Below are 21238 nucleotides of genomic sequence, written 5' to 3'. Positions count from 1 at the left end.
CAGGAATAGCCAAAGTCACGGCGTGTTTGTTTTCATGAGGGTGCAACGCGTCGGAGCGGGCGGGTGGATCATGAAACCCATCGCAGCCATCATCGGAACGCTCACGCAATTGTTCATTGCCGTTCTGCTTCTGGTGCTGACGGCATGCGGAGACAATGGTCCGCCCGAGGCGGGCAACTACGGCGTCGGCTATGGTGGAAGCGGGCCGGTCTACACGCTGGGTGGCGGTCTCCCGGCCTACCGGCTGGAGCCGCGCACCTACTGGAACTACCCGGACTATCGTGGCACCGCACCGGTGATCGAACTGGCGAGTCGTCCGGGGGGCTGAGCGCGCAATCGACGTTATGGAATATCCGATTGAAGGGCGCCGTCCGGCCATTTACCTAAAGAAGACTTGGAATGGGCTGGACGAGGCGGAGCGATGGCGGTCACACGGGACGAACTGAAGACGCGCATCGGTCAGGCCCTGGGCGAGACCAAGGCCGATCTGGTCATCAAGAACACCCGTTTCCTCAACGTCGTCACCGGCGAAACCGCCGCGGGCGACATCGCCATCTGTGCCGACCGGATCGTCGGCACCTATGAATCGTACGACGGGGCGGAGGAGATCGACGGGTCCGGACTGACCGTCGTTCCGGGCTTCATCGACACCCACGTCCATTGCGAATCCACCTGCGTCACGCCGATGGAGTTCGACCGCTGCGTCCTGCCGCGCGGCACCACCACGGCCATCTGCGACCCGCACGAGATCTGCAACGTGCTGGGCGAGAAGGGGCTTCGCTACTTCCTGGACTGCGCCGAGGGAACGGTGCTGGACCTGCGGGTGCAACTCTCCTCCTGCGTGCCGGCGACGGAGCTGGAGACCTCTGGCGCGCGGCTGGAGGCGGCGGATCTGCTGCGCCACAAGGACCACCCGAAGGTGCTGGGGCTGGCGGAGTTCATGAACTTCCCCGGCGTCTTCCACAAGGTGGACGGGGTTCTCGACAAGCTGGCCGCCTTCGACGGCCGCCACATCGACGGCCACGCTCCGCTGCTCAGCGGGCGGGAACTGAACGCCTATCTGTCCTGCGGCATCCGCAACTGCCATGAGACGACCAGCGCGCCGGAGGCGATGGAGAAGCTGCGCAAGGGCATGCAGGTGCTGATCCGCGACGGGTCGGTGTCGAAGGACGTGCACGCGCTGGCCCCGGTGATCCAGCCGGAAACATCGCCCTTCCTGGGCTTCTGCACCGACGACCGCAACCCCCTCGACATCGCCGAGGAGGGGCACATGGACCATCTGATCCGCAGCGCGATCCGGCTGGGCGCCCCGCTGGCCCATGTCTACCGCGCAGCCACTTGGTCGGCGGCGCGCGGCTTCGGCCTGTTCGACCGCGGCCTGATCGCGCCGGGGCAGCGCGCCGACCTCGTCCTGCTGGACGATCTGGAGGAATGCGCGGTCAACCGGGTCATCCGCAACGGGCGGGTGGTGACGCCGGAGACTTTCGCCGGCCGTCCGGCGGTCAGCCCGGTGGGCCTGCGCTCCGTCAAGCTCCACCCGGTGACGGCGGAGGACTTCGCGGTGCCCGCCCGCGGCTCCGTCCAGTCGGTGATCGGCGTGCTGCCCGGCAAGATCATCACCGCCCATCTGCGGCTGGAGGTGCCGGCCAGGGACGGCAAGCTGGTGGCCGATCCCGACCGCGACATCCTGAAGATCTGCGTTTTCGCCCGCCACGGCACCAACCAGAATGTCGGGCGCGGCTTCGCCAGCGGCTTTCACATCCGCGAGGGCGCGCTGGCTTCCTCGGTCGGGCACGACAGCCACAACATCTGCGTGGTCGGCGCCTCGGACGAGGATATGGCCATCGCCGTCAACCGCCTGATCGAGCTTCAGGGCGGCTTCGTCGCGGTGCGCAATGGTCAGGTGGTGGGGGAACTCGCCCTGCCGCTGGCCGGGCTGATGAGCCTGGAGCCCTTCGAGACGGTGGAGCGTCATCTGCGCAGCCTGCGCGCCTCGGTGAAGGAGATGGGATGCCCGCTGGCCGAGCCCTTCCTGCAACTGGCCTTCCTGCCGCTGCCGGTGATTCCGCATCTGAAGATCACCGACCGCGGGCTGGTGGACGTCGACACATTCGCGCTGGTGGAAGCGTGACCCCGGCAATTCCTGCCGGACGGGGTGCGGATCTTGCCGGCCCCTTCGGCAGGAGCCCCGGCTCAACCCTTTGAAAGTCATGGAAAGCCTTTTGGCCCGCCGCCTGCAAGGGGCCGCCCGACAAACGCGAAGAATGCCGGTCGGAGGGGCGTGCCATGGTTGGAATGAGCGACATCAGCGGCTTGGCGCAGAGCATCCAGACGTCCATCGACGCGGCGATGAAGCGCGTCCAGGAGCAGGCCAAGCAGGCGACCGACGCCAAGCCCAGCGGCAACGTCCAGGAGTATGAGCAGACCGTCCGCAAGTCGGCCCTGAACGCCGCGCCCTTCGCCACCAACGTCGGCACGCTGGTGAAGGACACCAGCCGCCTCAACGTGCTCAGCACGCTGGCCGCCAACGACCCGGCGGACTTCTACAAATTCAATCTGGCGACGCCCGGCGAGGTCGCCCTCGGCCGCGTCGGCGACACCGGCGTGCGCGTCCAGCTGATGGACAAGCAGGGCAAGATCGTCGCCGACAGCAACAGCGAGGCCGGCTCTACCTACGACGCCTACAAGAAGTTCGAGGCGGGCACCCTGTCGCTCGACCGTGGCGACTACACGCTGCGCGTCTCCCGCGACAAAGGCGTGGCGGCGAAGGAGGAGAAGAACTACGGCCTCCAGCTCCGCATGGGTGATTACAGCAAAGATTACGACACCATCGCCAAGCAGCCGGCCAAGGGCGACAACCCGCTCCAGCAGACGCCGCAGCTTCAGCGCCTGACCTCCCTGCTGACCGGTGGCACGACGACCAGTTCCGGGGCGCTGGGCATCCTCACCGGGGGAAGCAGCGGCTACAGCGGGCGCGGGTCTCTGCTGAACGGGCTTTTCTGAGGCGCGGCGGGTCGGCGGCGGCTACACTGCCGGTCCGCCGCTGCCGGAGACCACGCCGCCATGACCCCTGAAGAGCTGTTCCGCGCCGTCGCCGACTACGTCGCGGAGCATCAGGGAAAGGCCGGCCAGCAGGATTTCTTCCGCGCGATCCACCGGCAGGCCCTGAAGGGGATGGGTCTGGTCAACGACGCCGACATCCAGACCTCGGGCGAGGCCGGAGTCCTCCGCTACATCCAGGGCGAACTGAAGCGGCGCGGCGTCGCCGACGCCGTGATTCTCGATGTTGGCGCCAACGTCGGGGTTTACACGGCGGCGGCGCTCGACCGCTTTCCCGCCGCAACCGTCTGGTCCTTCGAACCGTCGCCGACGGCGTTCCGCGCGCTGCGGGAGACGGCCACGCGTTATCCCGGCCGTTGCCGCCCCGTCAACCTCGGCCTGTCCGACCGGGCCGGCGCAGCCACCCTGCACAGCGACCGGCCCGGTTCGACCCTGGCCTCCCTCCACGATCGCGCGATCCGGGAATTTCAAGAGGGCGGGAGCGGGGAGACCGTTCGTCTGGCGACTCTGGATGGGTTCTGCGCGGAGGCTGGCATCGACTGCGTCCATTTCCTCAAGATCGATGTGGAGGGCCACGAGATCGCCGTCCTGGACGGGGGGCGCGGCCTTCTGGAGCGGCGCGCCGTTGACTTCATCCAGTTCGAGTTCGGCGGCTGCAACCTCGATTCCCGGACCTTCCTGCGCGACTTCTGGAGCCGGCTGGACGGCTTCGCCGTCTGCAAGATCGTCAAGGACGGGCTGTACCGGCTGTCCGCCTATTCCGAGTTCGACGAAATCTTCGCGTACCAGAATTTCCTGGCCATCCGCCAGTAGGGCCTCAGGCCGCGAGGCGCAGCGACGCGGCACCCAGCACGATGACCGCGCCGGAGGCAAGACGCACCGGACCGACCCGCTCCTTGAGCACCAGAGCGGCCAGCGCCATCGCGAACAGGATCGAGGTTTCGCGCAGCGCCGCCACCACCGCGACCGGCGCCAGGGTCATCGCCCAGAGTGCGAGCCCGTAGGAGGCGATGCTGGCCGCCCCGCCGGCCAGCGCCACCATCCAGCGCCGGCGGGCGTGGCTCAGGAAGCCCCGGGCGTCGCTCAGCAGCGCCCCGCCCACCATGGGCACGCTCAACAGCAGGAATCCCCACAGCGTGTAGCCGGCCGCCGAACCGGACAGCCGAACGCCGATGCCGTCCACCACCGTGTAGGCGGCGATCACCAGGGCGTTGGCGAGCGCGCAGGCGGTGCCCCGCCACGATCCCGACGGGGCCGAGCGCCGCCCCAACAGGGTCAGCCCGAGGATTCCGCCGCAGACCAGCAGCGTTCCCATCCAGGCGCCGGCGGATAGCCCCTCGCCCAGCAGCACGCCGCTGCACAGCGCCACGATCAGCGGCGGCGTGCCGCGCATCAGAGGATAGGCGTGGCTCATCGCCCCGTCGCGATAGGCGGCGGCGAGGAGACGGAAATAGGCGACGTGCAGCACCGCCGTCACACAGAGATAAGGTGCGCTGGCGAGCGATGGCGCTGGAACGACGGGAAGCAGCAGCAAGGCGATGAAGGCGGACCCGGCGACCACCAGGACCGCGTCGGACGCACTGCCGCCGCCGGCCTTCAGCGCGGTGTTCCAGCCGGCATGGAGAAGGGCGCCGGCCAGGACGGCGAGAAGGGCTTCGGTGGGCAAGGCGGGAGCCGTGGTTGGGATGGTGACGACATGGACGGAGGCGCGGCATGGGACCCGCCGGGTGACAGGATACACGCCCAGCTCCGCTGCCGGACAGTCCGATTGCCCGGGCCGATTGCCCGGCGGCGTTCTTTGCGCTAAGCGTTCGCCATGCCGACCGATAGCTTCCCGCCCCAAAGTCTCCCGGCCGCCGCGGCGTCAGCCCCGGCCGCCGTCCGCCGCGCCACCGCCATTGGCGGGCTGGCCATCCTGATGTGGTCCACGCTGGCGCTGCTGACGGCGCTGTCGGGAACCATTCCGCCGTTCCAACTCGTCGCGATGTCCTTCGGCGTCGCCTTCATCGTCGGGACGGCGGCGGGGGCCGCGCGGGGCAAGGACGTGATCGGCGTGCTGCGCCAGCCCTGGCGGGTCTGGCTGCTCGGCGTCGCCGGGCTGTTCGGGTACCATTTCTTCTATTTCCTTGCCTTCCGCCTCGCTCCCGGTGCGGCGGTCGAGGTCAATCTGCTGAATTATCTCTGGCCGCTGCTGATCGTCCTTTTCTCCGCCCTTCTGCCGGGGGAGCGGTTGAAGCGCGGCCATGTGCTGGGCGCGCTGTGCGGGCTGGCCGGGACGGTGCTGATCGTGACCGGTGGCGGGCGCGGCCTGTCGCTCGACGCCGGGGACACGCCGGGCTACCTGTCGGCCATGGCCGCGGCGGTGCTCTGGGCGTCCTATTCGGTGCTGTCGCGCCGTTTCGGCGATGTCCCGACCGAGGCGGTCGGCGGCTTCTGCCTCGCCACGGCGGTGCTGGCCGGGCTGTCGCACCTGCTGTTCGAAACCACCGTGGCGCCGTCGGGCGGCGAATGGCTGGCGGTGCTCGCCATGGGGATCGGGCCGGTCGGCGCGGCCTTCTTCGTGTGGGACCACGGGGTGAAGCGCGGCGACATCCGGGCGCTGGGTGTGCTGTCCTACGCCACGCCGCTGACCTCCACGCTGCTGCTGATCCTGTTCGGGCAGGCGGCGGGAGGCTGGACCGTCTGGGCGGCCTGCGCGCTCATCATGGGCGGCGCCGTGCTGGCCAGCCGCGACGTTCTGCGGGGGTGAGGCTTTTACGGCGCGCGGTCGGTGGTCCTTGACCACTGCGTGTGGAGGGCAGCGATGTCGCCAGCGCAGAGCATCGGCATGGCCTCGGCGATCTGTTCGATCGGCCAATCCCACCAAGCCATCTCCAGAAGTTGGGCGATGTCGGAGTCAGGGAACCGCTTGCGGATCGGCTTCGCCGGATTCCCGCCGACGACCGTGTAGGGCTCGACGTCTTTGGTGACGAGCGCCCGGCTGCCGATGATGGCGCCGTGACCGATTTTGACGCCCGCCATGATCATGGCCTCCGAGCCGATCCAGACATCGTTTCCGACGACCGTGTCTCCGGCGGGTGCGTATCCGTCGCGTGCTCCGACAAAGGCGGCTTCTTCCTTCATGTAGAAGAAGGGGAAGGTCGAAACCCAATCGTTTCGATGTCCCTGGTTGCCCGCCATGATGAAAGAGGCACCCGAACCAATCGAGCAGAAGCTTCCGATGATCAGCTTGTCCACATCGGTTCGGTCGGGTATCAGGTACCGGGCGCAGTCGTCGAAAGAGTGACCGTGATAATATCCTGAATAATAGCTGTAGCGACCAACAATAATATTTGGATTCGTCACCTGTTCGGACAGTAATTTTCCTTTGAAGGGTGATTCGAAGAAATTCGTCATGATTGCTTTTTCCGTTGCCAATGCAGATAAGTATAAAGAAGATGAGGCGCCCGCTGACGGCTCACCCCGGCTCCCATCCTTCCGGCGCCATTTCGAAGCCGGAGAATTCGAAGGCGGGGGACACGGTGCAGCCCACCAGAACCCAACCTTCCGTTGGCCGTGCCGCCTGCCACGCGTGGGCCGGAACGACCCCCTGCGGGCGTTGACCGCCCGCAAGGTCCATCCCGAGGATTACCCGCTCCACCGACCGCCCGTCTTCGGAGATGGACAGCTCCAGCGGCCCCCCGGCGTGCCAGTGCCACATCTCGACCGCGTCCACACGGTGCCAGTGGGAGCGCTCTCCCGCCTGCAGCAGGTAGTGGATGCCGGTCTTGACCCCGCGCCCGCCGCCCGGCGGGGCGTCCCGGAAGGTTTCCACATAGTGGCCGCCTTCCGGATGGGGCTGCATGCCCAGCGTCGCGATGATGCGCTCGGGCGTCAGGGGCTCCATGGCGTCGTCTCCGTTCACGCCAGAGGCGGCGCGGTGCGGCGGAAACTGTCGAGGTCGGAAGCCGAGGCGAACCACGCCGCCAGCTCCGGGCGGCCCACCCGCCAATCCTCATGCCCGAACCGGAAGTCGAGGTAGCCGAGCGCCACCAGGACGGACAGCGTGCCGATGGTCAGCGTGCCGTCGAGGGCCGGCGCCTCCGCCTCCAGTACGTCGAGGGCGCGGGCGACCGCGCGGCGCTGGCGGTCCGCCCAGGAGTCGGAGCGCTCGCCGTCCGGGCGCTGAAGCTCCAGGCGACGCAGGATGGCGGCGTCGCAGATGCCGTCGGCCAGGGCCTGCTGGCGCAGCGCCGTCCAGCGTGCCGGGCCGGAGACCGGGAACAGGCGCGGGCCGTCGTGCAGCGAGTCCAGATACTCGGCGATCACCGGGCTGTCGTAGAGCGTCGAGCCGTCGTCCAGGATCAGGGCCGGCACCTTGCCCAGCGGGTTGTCCGCCGGCAAATCGGTGTCCGGCGCCCAGGCGTTGGTCACCTGTTTCTCGACCGCCGACTCCAGCCCGCATTCGATGAGGACCATCGCGACCTTGCGGACGTAGGGCGAGGTCGGGCTCCAGCGCAGCTTCATGAAAATCTCTCCTCCCGTTTTGTGGGCGTCAGCGTAGCGCGAGGGCGCTCCTTCTTAAAAGCAGTCCTTGCCTTAAAAGCGGTCCTTGCGGCCGCGGATCTCGGCGAAGACCGCCACCGGATCGGCCCCGGCCATGCCAATAGCGGACTGGACCTCCGACACGTCGGCGCGCAGGAAGGGGTTGGTGGCCTTCTCGACGCCCAGCGTGGAGGGGATGGTCGGCTCCCCGCGCTCGCGTTGCGCGGCGATGTCCGCCGCGCGGGCTTTCAGGGCAGCGTTGTCCGGCTCCACCGTCACGGCGAAGCGGGCGTTGGACAGGGTGTATTCATGGCCGCAATAGACGCGTGTGTCGTCCGGCAGGCCGCGCAACTTGACCAGAGAGGTCCACATCTGGGCCGGGGTGCCCTCGAACAGCCGCCCGCAGCCGAGCGCGAACAGCGTGTCGCCGCTGAACAGCGCCTTGGCCTCCGGAAACCAGAAGGCGATGTGGCCGGAGGTGTGGCCGGGGACGAAAAACACCTGCGCGGTGAGCGATCCGAACGAAATGGTCTCGCCTTCGCCCAGGCACGTCTCCATATCGGGAATGCGGGCTGCGTCGGCGCGCGGGCCGATCACGTCGGCGCCGTAGCGCGCCTTCAGCGCGTGGTTACCGCCGATGTGGTCGTTGTGGTGGTGGGTGTTGAAGATATGCGTCAGCGTCCAGTTGCGCCGGTCCAGTTCCGCCAGCACGGGCTGCGCGTCGCCGGGATCGACGACACCGACGGCGCCGCTGGCCGGGTCGCGCAGGAGGTAGATGTAGTTGTCGGCGAAAGCCGGAATAAGATGGATGTCCATGGCCTTGGGCCTCTCCCGCATGAATGGACGTTCAATCGAAACGTGATAGCCTGGGATGACCATGTACACCGATATCGTCGATCTTCGTGAATTCTACGAGTCCGGGCTTGGTCAGGCGGCGCGGCGGATGATCCGCCGGCGCATCCGCACCATCTGGCCCGACCTGCGCGGGCAGATCGTGCTGGGGGTCGGCTACACGACGCCGTACCTGCAACCCTTCCGCGACGAGGCGGAGCGGGTGTTCTCCATCATGCCGGCGACCCAGGGCGTGACCTTCTGGCCGCCGGGTGGGCCGGGCCTGGTGGCGCTGGGCGACGAGGCGGACCTGCCGCTGGCCGACATGTCGGTGGACCGCGTGCTGCTCGTCCATGGGCTGGAGGGGACGGAGCAGCTCCGCCCGATGATGCGGGAGATCTGGCGCGTGCTGGCCGGCGGTGGCCGGGTGCTGGTGGTGGTGCCGAACCGCCGCGGCCTGTGGGCGCGGGCCGACTGGACGCCCTTCGGCCATGGTTTCCCCTACTCGGCTTCTCAACTGAAGCAGGTGCTGCGCGACACGATGTTCGTGCCGGAGCGCACCGGGCACGCCCTGTTCCTGCCGCCGCTGCGTTCCCGCTTCCTGATGAAGACCGCCCCGGCCTGGGAAGAGGTCGGCTGCCGCTGGTTCAAGGCCTTCGCCGGGGTCACGATGATCGAGGCGTCCAAGCAGATCTTCGCCGGGGTGTCGCGCAAGACCCAGCAGCCGGCCAAGCGCCGTTTGATCGTGCCGCTTCCCGGCGGGGCGGCTCCGGCCCGCCGCCCGGCGGGGTCCGGCGCGTGGCGGGTGTCGGAGGAACCGTAAGCCTTGCTCCGGGGGCGTTGCGGTTTGTAACCTCCCTGGTCACCGCAGCGGATCGGACCCTATGGCGAAGGCGAGCGTTCTCATCGTCCCCGGACTCGGCAATTCCGGCCCGGACCACTGGCAAGGCTGGTTGCAGCAGCGTCACCCATCCTTCACGCGGGTCGAGCAGGCCGACTGGGATGCGCCGCTTCTGGAGGACTGGGTGCGGTCGCTGGAGGAGGCCGTGACCGCCGCCTCTGCGCCGGTGGTGCTGATCGCCCACAGCCTGGGCTGCGTGACGGTCGCCCATTGGGCCGTGCGGAGCGGATCGTCGGTCGGCAAAGTCGCCGCCGCCCTGCTGGTCGCCCCGCCCGACGTCGAATCGGCGGTGCACACGCCCCCGGAGGTCCACGGCTTCGCCCCGGTGCCCACCGATCCGCTGCCCTTCCGCGCGGTGGTGCTGGCCAGCCGCAACGATCCCTACGCCGCGATCGCGCGCTCCTGCGGGTTCGCGGTGGGGTGGGGTGCCGACTTCATCGACGGGGGCGACCTTGAACACATCAACACCGCCGCCGGCTACGGTCCCTGGCCGGACGGCGAGCGGCTTGTTCTCGATCTGCTGCGCGCGGTGGACAGCGGCGTTTGAGCCGCTATTGCGGCTGGCCGGTCACCGTCTTCACACCCGCGCCATAGGTGAATTCCGGCGCCCGCGCGAGTTCGGCCGCCGGCAGGTCCAGCGTCGGCGGTGTCGAGCCGTCGGCACTGGCGGCCGCGCCCGCGATGTCGGTGCGCAGCATGCTGACCGGCAGGGACCGCAGCTTCCCGTCCGCCCCGCTGCCCTCGGCGGGGGCCAGCACGATCCGTTCGATCGAGGCGGCGCTGCCGTCCAGTGTGAAATCCTTGATGGAGCCGCCGGGCTGACCGTCGCGGGTCCGCACCTCCTTGCCGATCAGGGTCCGCGCCTCCTCCGGGGTCAGCAGATGGGGGATCGCGGCGACGGAGGGAGCCGCGCGCTGCATCTCGTCGGAGGGCGCGTCGCCGCCGAGTCCCTCCGGCGAGGCCGCGGGCGGGGTGGCCGGTGTGTCGTCCGGGCGCGGCGCCGTCATCAGCGGGGGGCGCGCGGCGTCCGGTGACGCCTGTGGCGTTTGTGCCTGCGATGTTTGGGCCGATGCGGCGCCGGACAGCAGCAGGGCGGCGGCCGATGCGGCCAGGATGGAGGAGGGGACGAGGCGCATGGTGCGTGGCTCCCGCTGGTCTGTTGTTGAACGGACGTTGCCTAACAACAGCGCCAGCGGGGCAGGGGTTGCATCGCCGGGAAGCGGCGGGGTCCGGTCAGTCCCGGCGCAGCAGGAAGACGCCCTGCTCGCCCAGCAGGTTGGCGAGCCCGGAATGGGCGTGGCCGGTGACCCGGCCGGCGCGGTCCACGATCATGCAACGCTCGATGCGGATGCCCATCTCCTCCGCCAGGACGACGAAGTCCTTGATCGTGCAGAAATGGATGTTGGGGGTTTCCCACCACTGGTAGCCCAGCTTCTCCGTCACCGGCATGCGCCCGGTCAGCAGGAGCTGCACGCGGATGCGCCAATAGCCGAAGTTGGGCACCGACACGATGGCCCGCCGCCCGATGCGGGTCATCGTCTCCAGCACCGTCCGCGGCTCGCGCATCGCCTGGAGGGTCTGGCTGAGGATCACGTAATCGAAGGCGCCCGGCGGGTAGTCCTTCAGGTCGGTTTCGGCGTCGCCCTGGATCACCGACAGGCCCTGGGCCACGCACTGGTGCACGCCGTCCATCGACAGCTCGATCCCGCGCGCGTCCACCCCCTTCTGCCGGGACAGGAAGGCGAGCAGGGCGCCATCGCCGCAGCCGACGTCGAGCACGCGGCTGCCCGGCTCCACCATCTCGGCGATCAGCTTCAGGTCGGTGCGGATGCCGTTGCCGGAAGCGGTGCAGGCGGCGGCTTGATTCTCATCGAGGGGGCTCATGGCCGGGATGTCATGGTCTGGAGGGGCGTGTCAGGCCGCGGTGTTCGGCGCAGCCGTCCAGGAAGCCGCGGATCACCTGATGGAATTCCGGCTCGTCGAGCAGGAAGGAATCGTGGCCCTTGTCAGTGCGGATCTCCACGAAGCTGACGTTGGCCGCCACCGCGTTCAGCGCGTGCACGATGGCCCGCGATTCGGAGGTCGGGAACAGCCAGTCGCTGGAGAAGCTGGCCAGGCAGAAGCGCACCGGCGTGCCCTTGCCGTCCTTGCGGAAGGCGTTGGACAGGGTGCCGCCCCCGTAATCCGCGGCGAGGTCGAAATAGTCCATCGCCCGCGTGATGTAGAGGTAGGAGTTGGCGTCGAACCGCTCGACGAAGGTGATGCCCTGGTGGCGCAGGTAACTCTCCACCTGGAAATCGGCGTCGAAGCCGTAGGTGACGGTCTGGCGGTTCTGCAGGTTGCGTCCGAACTTGCGGTGCAGCGCCGGTTCCGACAGGTAGGTGATGTGCGCGGCCATGCGCGCCACCGCCAGCCCGCGGTGGGGGCGGGTGCCCTCCAGCAGGTAGTTGCCGCCGGCCCAGTCCGGGTCGGCCATGATCGCCTGCCGGCCGACCTCGTGGAAGGCGATGTTCTGCGCGGAATGGCGGGCCGCCGTGGCGATCGGCACCGCGGCGAAGACCGATTCGGGATAGGCCACCGCCCATTGCAGGACCTGCATGCCGCCCATCGAGCCGCCGATCACGCAGAACAGTTGGTCGATCCCGAGATGCTCCACCAGCAGCTTCTGCGCGCGCACCATGTCGCCGATGGTGATGACGGGGAAGCCGAGGCCGTAGGGCTTGCCGGTCGCCGGATCGGTCTCCTTCGGGCCGGTGGAGCCCATGCAGCCGCCGATCACGTTGGAGCAGATGACGAAGTAGCGGTCAGTGTCGACCGGCTTGCCCGGACCGACCAGCATCTCCCACCAGCCGGGCTTGCCGGTCACCGGATGCCGGTCGAGCACGTAATGGTCGCCGGTCAGGGCGTGGCAGATCAGGATGGCGTTCGACCGGTCCGCGTTCAGCGCGCCGTAGGTCTGGTAGGCGATCTCGAAGGGACCCAGCTCCGCCCCGCTGTCCAGCCGCATGGGCCGGTCCACCCCGAGCGTGACCCGGTGGCCGGGCATCGTCGCGGGCTCGGCAGGCGCGGCGGCAGGCACGGGGCCAGACACGGCGGCGGCGGGGTTCGGCGCGGACATGACGGGTCGGTGGCCTCCGGAAAACGGGAGTTCATAGCTACGGACCGGCGGTTGGGAGTGTCAACGTTTTCTTTGATTTCGCTCCGCTTGCGGACTACTACTATCCGGCTTTGGATTCGCCCTGGATTTGACGGTTTCCCGCCCCATGCCTCCGCCCAAGTCCCCGCTCGACGATCTGCGCCGCGAGATCGATCACATCGACGATACGATCCACGACCTGCTGATGCGCCGTGCCGCGGTGGTGGAGCGCGTCGGCGTCGTCAAAGGTCAGATCGAGGCCGCGGAAGGTCAGGTCAGCGGGAATCCCCAGACCCCGATCTATCTGCGCCCGGCGCGCGAGGCGGTCATCCTGCGCCGCCTGATGGCGCGCCACGCCGGCTCCTTCCCGGCGATGGCCGTCACCCGCATGTGGCGGGAGATGATCACCGCCTTCACCCGGCTCCAGGGGCCTTTCGCCGTCGCGGTCTACGCGCCGGAGGACCGCCGCGGATTCTGGGACGTCGCCCGCGACCATTTCGGCAGCGTCGTCCCGATGACCGCCGTCAACTCCCCCGCGGCGGCCATCCGCGCGGTGTCGGAGGGCACGGCCACCGTCGGCGTCGTCCCCTACCCGGCGGAGGACGACGCGGACCCCTGGTGGCGCTTCCTGGTGTCGTCCGACGCGCGTACGCCGCGCGTGGTGGCGCGGCTGCCCTTCGCCGGGCGCGGCAACGCCCGCGGCGAGGACCGCGACGCGCTGGCCATCGCGCTGGTCCCGCACGAGCCGACCGGCGACGACCGCACCCTCCTGGGGATCGAGCTGGGGCATGACCTCAGCCGCGGCCGGCTCAAGGACCATCTGGAGACGAGCGGCCTCGCCCCGACCTATTTCTGCACCTGGCACGCCCGCGATCCGTCCGGCCCGTCGATCCATCTGGTCGAGGTCGCCGACTTCGTCGACCACACCGACCCGCGCCTGTCCGCCTTCGCCGGCCGGCTGGGCGAGATCCCGGTGCGGATCAACATCGTAGGCGGCTACGCCGTCCCGCTTCATTTCTCCCACGACGCCCGCAAGGTCTGAGACCTGATATGACCCAGCCGAACAACGGCCCGGCGCCCCGCCCGGGGATTCTCGACATCGCCCCCTACGTTGGCGGCGAGCATGCGGGGCACATCCGCCTCGCCTCCAACGAAGGCGCGCTCGGCCCCAGCCCGCGCGCCGTGGAGGCCTATAAGGCCGCCGCGGGCGAGCTGCACCGCTACCCGGATGGCGGCTCCGCCAAGCTGCGCAAGGCCATCGCCGAGCGTTTCGGCCTGGACGCCGACCGCGTGGTCTGCGGCGCCGGTTCCGACGAGCTGATCGCCCTGCTGATCCGCGCCTATGCCGGGCCGGGGGACGAGGTGCTGTATTCGCAGCACGGCTTCCTGATGTACCCGATCGGCGCCAAGTCGGTCGGCGCCACCCCGGTCCAGGCGCCGGAGACGAACCTGACCACCGATGTGGATTCGCTGCTGGCCCACGTCACGCCGCGCACCCGGCTGGTCTTCGTCGCCAACCCGAACAACCCGACCGGCACCTACATCACCGCCGACGAGATGGCCCGCCTGCACGCCGGGCTGCCGGAAAACGCCATCCTGGTCATCGACGCGGCCTACGCCGAGTACATGAACCACAACGACTATTCGGCGGGGCAGGAGCTGGTTGACCGCTTCCCCAATGTGGTGATGACCCGCACCTTCTCGAAGATCTTCGCGCTGGGCTCGGTCCGGCTCGGCTGGGCCTACTGCCCGGCAGGGATCGCCGACGTGCTGAACCGCGTGCGCGGCCCCTTCAATGTCTCCTCCGCGGCGCAGATCGCCGGTGTGGCGGCGCTGGAGGACACCGCGTTCCTGGAGCGCTCGCGCAGCCACAACATCGAATGGCGGGAGTGGTTCGTCCAGCAGGTCCACGGCCTTGGCCTGAAGACCCATCCCAGCGTGACGAACTTCGTTCTGGTCGATTTCGCCGGCCAGACCCCCGGCAAGGACGACGCCGAGGCGGCGCGCCTGTTCCTGAAGGGCCGCGGCATCCTGGTCCGCCAGATGCCCGCCTACGGCCTGCCGAGCTGCCTGCGCGTCACCATCGGCACGGAGGCCGAAATGCGCGAGGTGGTGCAGGCGCTGAAGGACTTCCTGGCGGCGTAACAGGGCCGTCGGATCGCGCTGAAACAGGCCGGGCCATGCGCCCGGCCTTTTCGTTTGGGCTCTTGCGCGCGGTCGGCCGGGCAAAGTTTCGCTTGGTCAGGGGGCGCCTTGGTGCTTTATAGCGGAGCGTTCTGCAACCCATCCGCAGCCGGTGCCTTGAGATCATGAGCGAGACCGCCACTCCCTTGTTCGACCGCGTCGCCATCGTCGGCGTGGGTCTGATCGGTTCGTCCCTGGCGCGGGCGCTCACGCATTACGGGGTGGCGCGTCAGGTCGTTTGCGCGGACCGCAGCCCGGAGCATTGCGCCAAGGCGATGGAGTTGGGCATCGTCGAGCGCGCCACCACCGATCTGGCGGAAGCGCTGGAGGGTGCGGACGTGGTGGTCCTGGCGACTCCCGTCGGCGCCTTCGCCGAGGTGGGGGAGCAGCTCGGACCGCTGCTGCGCCCCGGCATGATCGTGACGGACGTCGGCTCGGTGAAGCAGGCGGTGCTGCGCGACGTCGGGCCGCACATTCCGGACGGCGTGCATCTGATTCCCGGCCACCCGGTGGCGGGCACCGAGCATTCGGGGCCTGAGGCCGGCTTCGCCACCCTGTTTCAGGGCCGCTGGTGCATCGTCACCCCGCCGCCCGGCGCCAACGAGGGTGCGGTGGACAAGGTGGTGGCGATGTGGCGCCGCATCGGTTCCACCGTGGAACTGATGGACGCCACCCACCATGACCGCGTGCTGGCGATCACCTCGCACCTGCCGCACCTGATCGCCTACACCATCGTCGGCACGGCGTCTGACTTGGAGGACGACACCAAGTCCGAGGTCATCAAGTTCTCGGCCGGCGGTTTCCGCGACTTCACCCGCATCGCCGCCAGCGACCCGGTGATGTGGCGCGACGTGTTCCTGAACAACCGGGAAGCGGTCCTGGAAATTCTCCAGCGCTTCACCGAGGACCTGACCGCCCTCCAGCGCGCCATCCGCTGGGGCGAGGGGGAGCAGTTGCAGGACCATTTCACCAAGACCCGCGCCATCCGCCGCGGCATCATCGACGCCAAGCAGGCCTGACCGGTCCGGTTGCGCCGTTCGGCTGGCGCAACCGTTTGATGTCCTATTTTCACATTAAAATTCCGATAAATGATAATCGTGCATATGTGAATTACACACCAAACAACAAAAGACGACTTGCCTGATAGGGATCGTCCGTGTTCAATAATCCCCGGCACCACGCCATCGACCGTCAGCCTGGGAAACACCGTTCATGCCGTCGCGCTTCCGCCAGAGCCTCATCGCCGTCGGGCTGGTGACCTTGGCCGCCCTGGCGACCGCCAGCGCCGCGAGCCGCAGCACGATCCTGAACGTCTCCTACGACCCGACGCGGGAGCTGTACGAGGAGTTCAACCCGGCCTTCGCCCGCACCTGGGCGGAGGCGTCGGGGGAGACGGTGGTCATCCACCAGTCGCACGGCGGATCGGGCGCGCAGGCGCGCTCGGTCATCGACGGGCTGGACGCCGACGTAGTGACACTGGCTCTTGGCTACGATGTGGACGCCATCGCCGATGCCGGGCTGATCGGCAAGGACTGGCGAACGCGCCTGCCGAACAACAGCTCCCCCTACACCTCGACGATCGTCTTCCTGGTCCGCAAGGGCAACCCGAAGCAGATCAAGGACTGGGACGATCTGGTGAAGCCGGACGTTGAGGTGGTCACGCCGAACCCGAAGACTTCGGGCGGGGCGCGCTGGAACTACCTTGCCGCCTGGGCCTACGCGCTGAAGACCAACGGCAACGACGAGGCGAAAGCCAGGCAATTTGTCGCCGACCTTTACAAACATGTCCCGGTGCTGGACAGCGGCGCCCGCGGGGCCGCCCTGACCTTTACCCGCAAGGGCGTCGGCGACGTTCTGCTGGCGTGGGAGAACGAGGCTTTCCTGTCGCTCCAGGAGTTCGGGGCCGACCAGTTCGAGATCGTCGTGCCGTCCCTGTCCATCCTGACCGAGCCGCCGGTGTCCGTGGTGGACAGCGTGGTCGACCGCAAGGGCACCCGCAAGGTGGCCGAAGCCTATGTGCAGTATCTCTACACCCGCGAGGGGCAGGAGATCGCCGCGCGGAATTTCTACCGGCCCCGCCATCCCGAACTGGCGCGGCAGTATGCCGGGCGCTTCTCCCCGGTGGCGCTGGTGACCGTGGACGACGTGTTCGGCGGCTGGCGCAAGGCCCAGGCGACCCACTTTGCGGAGGGCGCCCTGTTCGACCAGATCCAGTCGGCGCCCCGCTGAATCCCAGGGCATGAGCACGGATTGATGGAACGGGAGGGCCAAACACCATGAGCACGACATCGACCCCCCGGAGCACGGACTCCCGGACGGCGGACGGCGACGCCAACCCGCTGACCGGCGTGATCGCCGAGAACATTCGCAACTTCCGGCTCCGCCAGGGGCTGTCCGTCGACGCGCTCGCCAAGCTGTCGGGCAACAGCCGGGCGGAGCTGACGGCGATCGAAGCCGGGCAGGGGCCGTCCAGCATCGACTTCCTGTGGACCATCGCCCGCGCGCTCGATGTGCCCTTCTCCAGCTTGCTCAGCAGCGGGGGCAGCGGCGGGACCACGGTGATTCGGCGGGCGGACAGTCGGCCGCTGGCCTCGCGCGACGGGCGATTCAGCTCGCGGGCGCTGTTCCCCTTCCGCGGTGAGCGGCAGGTGGAGTTCTACGAGCTGCGCCTCGCTCCCGGCACCGACGAGCGGGCCGACGCCCACACCATCGGCACCGTGGAGAACATCCTGGTCGGGCACGGCGTCGTCGAGATCGAGACCGGCGACGGCACCCACCGGCTGGAGGAGGGCGACACGATCCAGTTCGATGCCGACGCTCCCCACGCCTACCGCAATGTGGGTGACGGCGAGGCGCTGCTGTATCTCGTGATGACCTACGTCTTCTGATTCCGGCGTTCTCTGGCCCTGGATCAGGCGGCGGTCCGCACGCTGGCATCGCCGTTGGCAGGGGCCTGCGGCCCGCTGTCGCAGGACATCTCCGTCTTCAGGGCGGCGGCGAGTTGACGGAAGGTCTCCTTGCGGCCGGAGGTGCGGCGCCAGACCAGTCCGATCCGGCGGAACGGCCGCTCCCCGCCCAGCGGGCGAACGACCACATCCAAACCGCGCAGAATCCCCGAGTCGAGCGCCATCTGCGGCAGCAGCGTCACCCCCAGACCGTTGGCGACCATCTGGACCAGCGTGTGCAGGCTGGTGCCCTGGAACGTGGCGCTTTGCCGCGCCCCTTCCATGGAGCAAGCGGCCAGCGCGTGGTCGCGCAGGCAATGCCCATCCTCCAGCAGCAGCAGATCGTCCAGCGCGACGTCGGACGGGCGGGGCGTCGTAACGTCGCTCAGCCGGTGCTCGGGCGTGCAGACCACGGAGAAGCGGTCTTCGGCGATGTCGATCGATTCCACGTCGCCGGAGGGGTAGGGCAGGGCGAGGATGGCCGCGTCCAACTCCCCCGATTCCAACCGGTCGAGCAGACGGGCGGTCTGGTCCTCGCGCAGGAACAGCTTCAGCTTGGGGAAGCTGTCGCGCAGCGCCGGCATCACGCGGGGGATCAGGAAGGGGCCTATGGTCGGGATCACGCCCAGATGGAGCGGCCCGGACATCGGGTCCTCCACCGAGCGGGCCATGTCCACCAGCTCCTCCGCCCCCTTCAGGACGGTGCGGGCGCGGTCGGCGATCTCGCGGCCCAGCGGAGTCGGCAGGACGGTGCGCCGCGTGCGCTCCAGCAGCGGGGCGCCCAGCAGATTCTCCAATTCCTGGATGCCGGCGCTGAGCGTGGACTGGCTGACGAGGCACGCCTCCGCCGCCTTGCCGAAATGGCAGCGATCGACGACGGCGACGAGGTAGTGGAGCTGACGCAACGTGGGGAGGGGCTTCATGCACTGCACAATAATCGGTTTTATCGATCAAAGCGATTGGTATTTTTCGCTTCCATCGCTGACCCATTGCCCCTAACTTCCCTGGTGTCAAGCGACCAACGAGGGGGGAGCAGACTTCCGGCAGGGATGCCGCGGCACCGGTAGCCCATATGGGAAACGGCGCCAGGCTGGCAGGACACCGGAGTGACGCTTGCTCCAATCATTCAGACTGATGGAGAAATCATGTCCTTGATCAACACCGAGATTAAGCCGTTCAAGGCGACCGCTTTCAAGGGCGGCAAGTTCATCGACGTCAGCGACGCCGACCTGAAGGGCAAGTGGTCGGTCGTCTTCTTCTACCCGGCGGACTTCACCTTCGTGTGCCCGACCGAGCTGGAAGACCTGGCCGATAACTACAGCGAGTTCCAGAAGCTCGGCGTTGAGATCTACAGCGTTTCGACCGACACCCACTTCTGCCACAAGGCTTGGCACGACACCTCGCCGGCCATCGGCAAGATCGCCTACACCATGGTCGGCGACCCGACCGGCACGATCTGCCGCAACTTCGAGATCCTGATCGAGGAGAAGGGCCTCGCCGACCGCGGCACCTTCGTCGTCGACCCGGACGGCAAGATCCAGATCATCGAGATCACCGCCGGCGGCATCGGCCGCGACGCCCGCGAGCTGCTCCGCAAGGTGAAGGCCGCCCAGTACGTCGCCTCGCACCCGGGCGAGGTCTGCCCGGCCAAGTGGGAAGAGGGTGAGAAGACGCTCGCCCCGTCGCTCGACCTCGTCGGCAAGATCTAAGCCTTTCCGGCTTGATCCTCTGGGAACCGCCGGCCGCAACCGCGGCCGGACGGTTCGGCCGCGGTCACGCCGGCCGCGGCGCCACGGCTTCGGGCCCGGATCGATTCCGGGCCCGGATCACGAGTGGCCTTCATCCGTTCACCAAGATCTGCCGTTCGACAAGAAACGCTTCAACGAACTTCTGCTGCCCGGACCCGCCCTGGCGCCACCGGGCTCGCTTCGAAAAACCACTTTCGGGAGCCCTCGCCGTGTTGGATAGCAACGTCAAAGGCCAGCTCAAGGCCTATTTCGACAAGATCACGCAGCCCATCGAACTGGCCGCCTCCCTGGACGACGGCGCCAAATCGCAGGACATGCAGGCTCTGCTGCAGGACATCGCGTCCCTGTCGGACAAGATCACCTTCGTCCGCACCGACGACGACGCGCGCAAGCCCTCCTTCGCGATCAAGCGCACCGGCACCGACGTCGGCGTCCGCTTTGCCGGCCTGCCGATGGGCCACGAATTCAATTCCCTCATCCTCGCCCTGCTGCAGGTCGGCGGCCACCCCTCCAAGGAGTCGGCGGAGGTCATCGAGCAGGTGAAGGCGCTGGAGGGTGAGTACAGCTTCGAGACCTACTTCTCGCTGTCCTGCCAGAACTGCCCCGACGTGGTGCAGGCCCTGAACCTGATGAGCGTTCTGAACCCGCGGATCAAGCATGTCGCCATCGACGGCGCGCTGTTCCAGCAGGAGGTGGACTCGCGCAAGATCATGGCCGTCCCGTCCATCTTCCTGAACGGCGAGCCGTTCGGCCAGGGCCGCATGGGGCTGGAGCAGATCCTCGCCAAGATCGACACCGGCGCCTCGCAGCGCGACGCGGAGAAGATCAAGGCCAAGGACGCCTTCGACGTGCTGGTGATCGGTGGCGGCCCGGCCGGCGCCGCGGCGGCGATCTACGCGGCGCGCAAGGGCATCCGCACCGGCGTCGCGGCGGAGCGCTTCGGCGGTCAGGTGCTCGACACCATGGCCATCGAGAACTTCATCTCCGTTTCCCACACCGAGGGTCCGAAGCTGGCCACCGCGCTGGAGCAGCACGTCAAGGAGTATGAGGTCGACGTGATGAACCTGCAGCGGGCGGAGAAGCTGATCCCCGCCGAGGGGCCGGGCGGACTGATCGAGGTCCAACTCGCCAACGGCGCCTCGCTGAAGTCGAAGACGGTGATCCTGTCGACCGGCGCCCGCTGGCGCCAGATGGGCGTCCCCGGCGAGGACGAGTACCGCAACAAGGGTGTGGCCTACTGCCCGCACTGCGATGGCCCGCTGTTCAAGGGCAAGCGCGTGTCGGTCATCGGCGGCGGCAACTCCGGCGTCGAGGCGGCCATCGATCTGGCCGGCATCGTCGCCGAGGTGACGCTGATCGAGTTCGACAGCCAGCTCCGCGCCGACGAGGTGCTCCAGCGCAAGCTGCGCAGCCTGCCCAATGTGCGCGTCATCACCTCGGGCCTGACGACCGAGGTGCATGGCGACGGCACAAAGGTGACCGGTCTCAGCTACAAGAACCGCAACACCGGCGAGGTGCACCGCATCGACCTGGAAGGCATCTTCGTGCAGATCGGCCTCGTGCCCAACACCGAGTGGCTGAAGGGCTCGGTGGCGTTGAGCCCGCGCGGCGAGATCGAGGTGGACGCCCGCGGCCAGACCTCCATCCCCGGCGTGTTCGCGGCGGGCGACGCGACGACGGTCCCCTACAAGCAGATCATCATCGCCATGGGCGAGGGCTCGAAGGCCGCCCTGTCGGCCTTCGACTACCTGATCCGTATGGCGCCGGTGGAGGCTGTCGCCGCGGCGTAAGGGGACGTGGTCGTGTAGGGCTCCCACCCAACCCTCCCCGCTTTGCAGGGGAGGGCTTTTTTCTCCTCCCCCGCGCAGCGGGGAGGTCGGGAGGGGGCCCGTCGCGCTCCCCCCCCTCG

General features: G+C 68.3%; 23 protein-coding genes. 14 read left to right on the top strand and 9 right to left on the bottom strand.

What is annotated here, in order from left to right; translation table 11 throughout:
* The first annotated feature begins 70 nt into the window (after nucleotides 1-70).
* From ACWPXE_RS05660 to ACWPXE_RS05645, 4 genes are all read left to right on the top strand, one after another.
* Nucleotides 71-328 carry a hypothetical protein gene (locus ACWPXE_RS05660; RefSeq protein ID WP_454017024.1) on the top strand — a complete coding sequence of 86 codons (258 nt, stop codon included), beginning with the start codon at nucleotides 71-73 and terminating at the stop codon, nucleotides 326-328.
* A gap of 93 nt (nucleotides 329-421) precedes the next feature.
* Nucleotides 422-2131 carry an adenine deaminase gene (gene ade / locus ACWPXE_RS05655; protein WP_454017023.1) on the top strand — a complete coding sequence of 570 codons (1710 nt, stop codon included), beginning with the start codon at nucleotides 422-424 and terminating at the stop codon, nucleotides 2129-2131.
* Between the two features lie 155 nt (nucleotides 2132-2286).
* Complete coding sequence (locus tag ACWPXE_RS05650) at nucleotides 2287-3003, top strand: hypothetical protein (RefSeq protein ID WP_454017022.1); 717 nt, start codon at nucleotides 2287-2289, stop codon at nucleotides 3001-3003.
* A 60-nt stretch (nucleotides 3004-3063) separates the two neighbouring features.
* Nucleotides 3064-3873 (top strand): FkbM family methyltransferase, encoded by an 810-nt coding sequence (locus tag ACWPXE_RS05645; protein ID WP_454017021.1) that lies wholly within the window; start codon nucleotides 3064-3066, stop codon nucleotides 3871-3873.
* A gap of 4 nt (nucleotides 3874-3877) precedes the next feature.
* On the opposite strand, the gene ACWPXE_RS05640 is transcribed toward ACWPXE_RS05645, so the two are convergent.
* Nucleotides 3878-4801, bottom strand: coding sequence for an EamA family transporter (locus ACWPXE_RS05640; RefSeq protein WP_454017020.1), 924 nt, complete (start codon nucleotides 4799-4801; stop codon nucleotides 3878-3880).
* Nucleotides 4802-4876: 75 nt separating this feature from the next.
* Between ACWPXE_RS05640 and yddG the strand changes: the two genes are divergently transcribed.
* Nucleotides 4877-5809, top strand: a complete 933-nt coding sequence (yddG, locus tag ACWPXE_RS05635) for an aromatic amino acid exporter YddG (protein ID WP_454017019.1) — start codon at nucleotides 4877-4879, stop codon at nucleotides 5807-5809.
* A 5-nt stretch (nucleotides 5810-5814) separates the two neighbouring features.
* Here the strand turns inward: yddG and catB are convergent, their stop codons facing one another.
* The 4 genes from catB to gloB all read right to left on the bottom strand — a co-directional run bounded on the left by catB (nucleotide 5815) and on the right by gloB (nucleotide 8400).
* On the bottom strand, nucleotides 5815-6456 hold the full coding sequence (gene catB, locus ACWPXE_RS05630) for a type B chloramphenicol O-acetyltransferase (protein WP_454017018.1): 642 nt from the start codon (nucleotides 6454-6456) through the stop codon (nucleotides 5815-5817).
* A 61-nt stretch (nucleotides 6457-6517) separates the two neighbouring features.
* Nucleotides 6518-6946: a cupin domain-containing protein gene (locus ACWPXE_RS05625; protein ID WP_454017017.1), complete on the bottom strand. Its 429-nt coding sequence runs from the start codon at nucleotides 6944-6946 to the stop codon at nucleotides 6518-6520.
* 14 nt (nucleotides 6947-6960) lie between these two features.
* Nucleotides 6961-7566, bottom strand: coding sequence for a glutathione S-transferase N-terminal domain-containing protein (locus ACWPXE_RS05620; protein ID WP_454017016.1), 606 nt, complete (start codon nucleotides 7564-7566; stop codon nucleotides 6961-6963).
* A 72-nt stretch (nucleotides 7567-7638) separates the two neighbouring features.
* Nucleotides 7639-8400, bottom strand: a complete 762-nt coding sequence (gene gloB, locus ACWPXE_RS05615; protein WP_454017015.1) for a hydroxyacylglutathione hydrolase — start codon at nucleotides 8398-8400, stop codon at nucleotides 7639-7641.
* Nucleotides 8401-8461: 61 nt separating this feature from the next.
* On the opposite strand from gloB, the gene ACWPXE_RS05610 reads away from it, so the two are divergent.
* Together ACWPXE_RS05610 and ACWPXE_RS05605 are read left to right on the top strand one after the other, a co-directional pair.
* On the top strand, nucleotides 8462-9238 hold the full coding sequence (locus ACWPXE_RS05610; protein ID WP_035678754.1) for a class I SAM-dependent methyltransferase: 777 nt from the start codon (nucleotides 8462-8464) through the stop codon (nucleotides 9236-9238).
* Between the two features lie 61 nt (nucleotides 9239-9299).
* Nucleotides 9300-9863 carry an RBBP9/YdeN family alpha/beta hydrolase gene (locus tag ACWPXE_RS05605; protein WP_454017014.1) on the top strand — a complete coding sequence of 188 codons (564 nt, stop codon included), beginning with the start codon at nucleotides 9300-9302 and terminating at the stop codon, nucleotides 9861-9863.
* Nucleotides 9864-9867: 4 nt separating this feature from the next.
* Here the strand turns inward: ACWPXE_RS05605 and ACWPXE_RS05600 are convergent, their stop codons facing one another.
* From ACWPXE_RS05600 to metX, 3 genes are all read right to left on the bottom strand, one after another.
* Nucleotides 9868-10452 (bottom strand): PRC-barrel domain-containing protein, encoded by a 585-nt coding sequence (locus ACWPXE_RS05600; protein ID WP_454017013.1) that lies wholly within the window; start codon nucleotides 10450-10452, stop codon nucleotides 9868-9870.
* Nucleotides 10453-10549: 97 nt separating this feature from the next.
* Complete coding sequence (gene metW, locus ACWPXE_RS05595) at nucleotides 10550-11200, bottom strand: methionine biosynthesis protein MetW (protein ID WP_454017012.1); 651 nt, start codon at nucleotides 11198-11200, stop codon at nucleotides 10550-10552.
* Between the two features lie 10 nt (nucleotides 11201-11210).
* A complete protein-coding gene (gene metX / locus ACWPXE_RS05590) occupies nucleotides 11211-12434 on the bottom strand; it encodes a homoserine O-acetyltransferase MetX (RefSeq protein ID WP_454017011.1) in 1224 nt (407 codons plus the stop codon).
* A gap of 145 nt (nucleotides 12435-12579) precedes the next feature.
* Between metX and ACWPXE_RS05585 the strand changes: the two genes are divergently transcribed.
* From ACWPXE_RS05585 to ACWPXE_RS05565, 5 genes are all read left to right on the top strand, one after another.
* The gene (locus ACWPXE_RS05585; RefSeq protein WP_454017010.1) at nucleotides 12580-13494 is read left to right on the top strand and encodes a chorismate mutase; all 915 of its coding nucleotides are present in this window, start codon (nucleotides 12580-12582) and stop codon (nucleotides 13492-13494) included.
* Between the two features lie 8 nt (nucleotides 13495-13502).
* A complete protein-coding gene (hisC, locus tag ACWPXE_RS05580; protein ID WP_454017009.1) occupies nucleotides 13503-14597 on the top strand; it encodes a histidinol-phosphate transaminase in 1095 nt (364 codons plus the stop codon).
* 164 nt (nucleotides 14598-14761) lie between these two features.
* Entirely contained in the window at nucleotides 14762-15655 is an 894-nt protein-coding gene (locus ACWPXE_RS05575; RefSeq protein WP_454017008.1) for a prephenate/arogenate dehydrogenase family protein, read from the top strand.
* A gap of 193 nt (nucleotides 15656-15848) precedes the next feature.
* The gene (locus tag ACWPXE_RS05570) at nucleotides 15849-16865 is read left to right on the top strand and encodes a sulfate ABC transporter substrate-binding protein (protein ID WP_454017007.1); all 1017 of its coding nucleotides are present in this window, start codon (nucleotides 15849-15851) and stop codon (nucleotides 16863-16865) included.
* A gap of 47 nt (nucleotides 16866-16912) precedes the next feature.
* A complete protein-coding gene (locus ACWPXE_RS05565) occupies nucleotides 16913-17524 on the top strand; it encodes a helix-turn-helix domain-containing protein (protein WP_454017006.1) in 612 nt (203 codons plus the stop codon).
* Between the two features lie 23 nt (nucleotides 17525-17547).
* On the opposite strand, the gene ACWPXE_RS05560 is transcribed toward ACWPXE_RS05565, so the two are convergent.
* Entirely contained in the window at nucleotides 17548-18504 is a 957-nt protein-coding gene (locus tag ACWPXE_RS05560) for a hydrogen peroxide-inducible genes activator (protein ID WP_454017005.1), read from the bottom strand.
* Between the two features lie 222 nt (nucleotides 18505-18726).
* Between ACWPXE_RS05560 and ahpC the strand changes: the two genes are divergently transcribed.
* Nucleotides 18727-19290, top strand: coding sequence for an alkyl hydroperoxide reductase subunit C (gene ahpC, locus ACWPXE_RS05555; RefSeq protein ID WP_014198402.1), 564 nt, complete (start codon nucleotides 18727-18729; stop codon nucleotides 19288-19290).
* Nucleotides 19291-19538: 248 nt separating this feature from the next.
* Nucleotides 19539-21119 (top strand): alkyl hydroperoxide reductase subunit F, encoded by a 1581-nt coding sequence (ahpF, locus tag ACWPXE_RS05550; RefSeq protein WP_454017004.1) that lies wholly within the window; start codon nucleotides 19539-19541, stop codon nucleotides 21117-21119.
* Nucleotides 21120-21238 lie beyond the last annotated feature (119 nt).

This window comes from Azospirillum sp. Marseille-Q6669 (assembly GCF_965111635.1).
The sequence above is the reverse complement of the archived record's forward strand: the minus strand, read 5'-3'. Positions and strand labels throughout refer to the sequence as shown.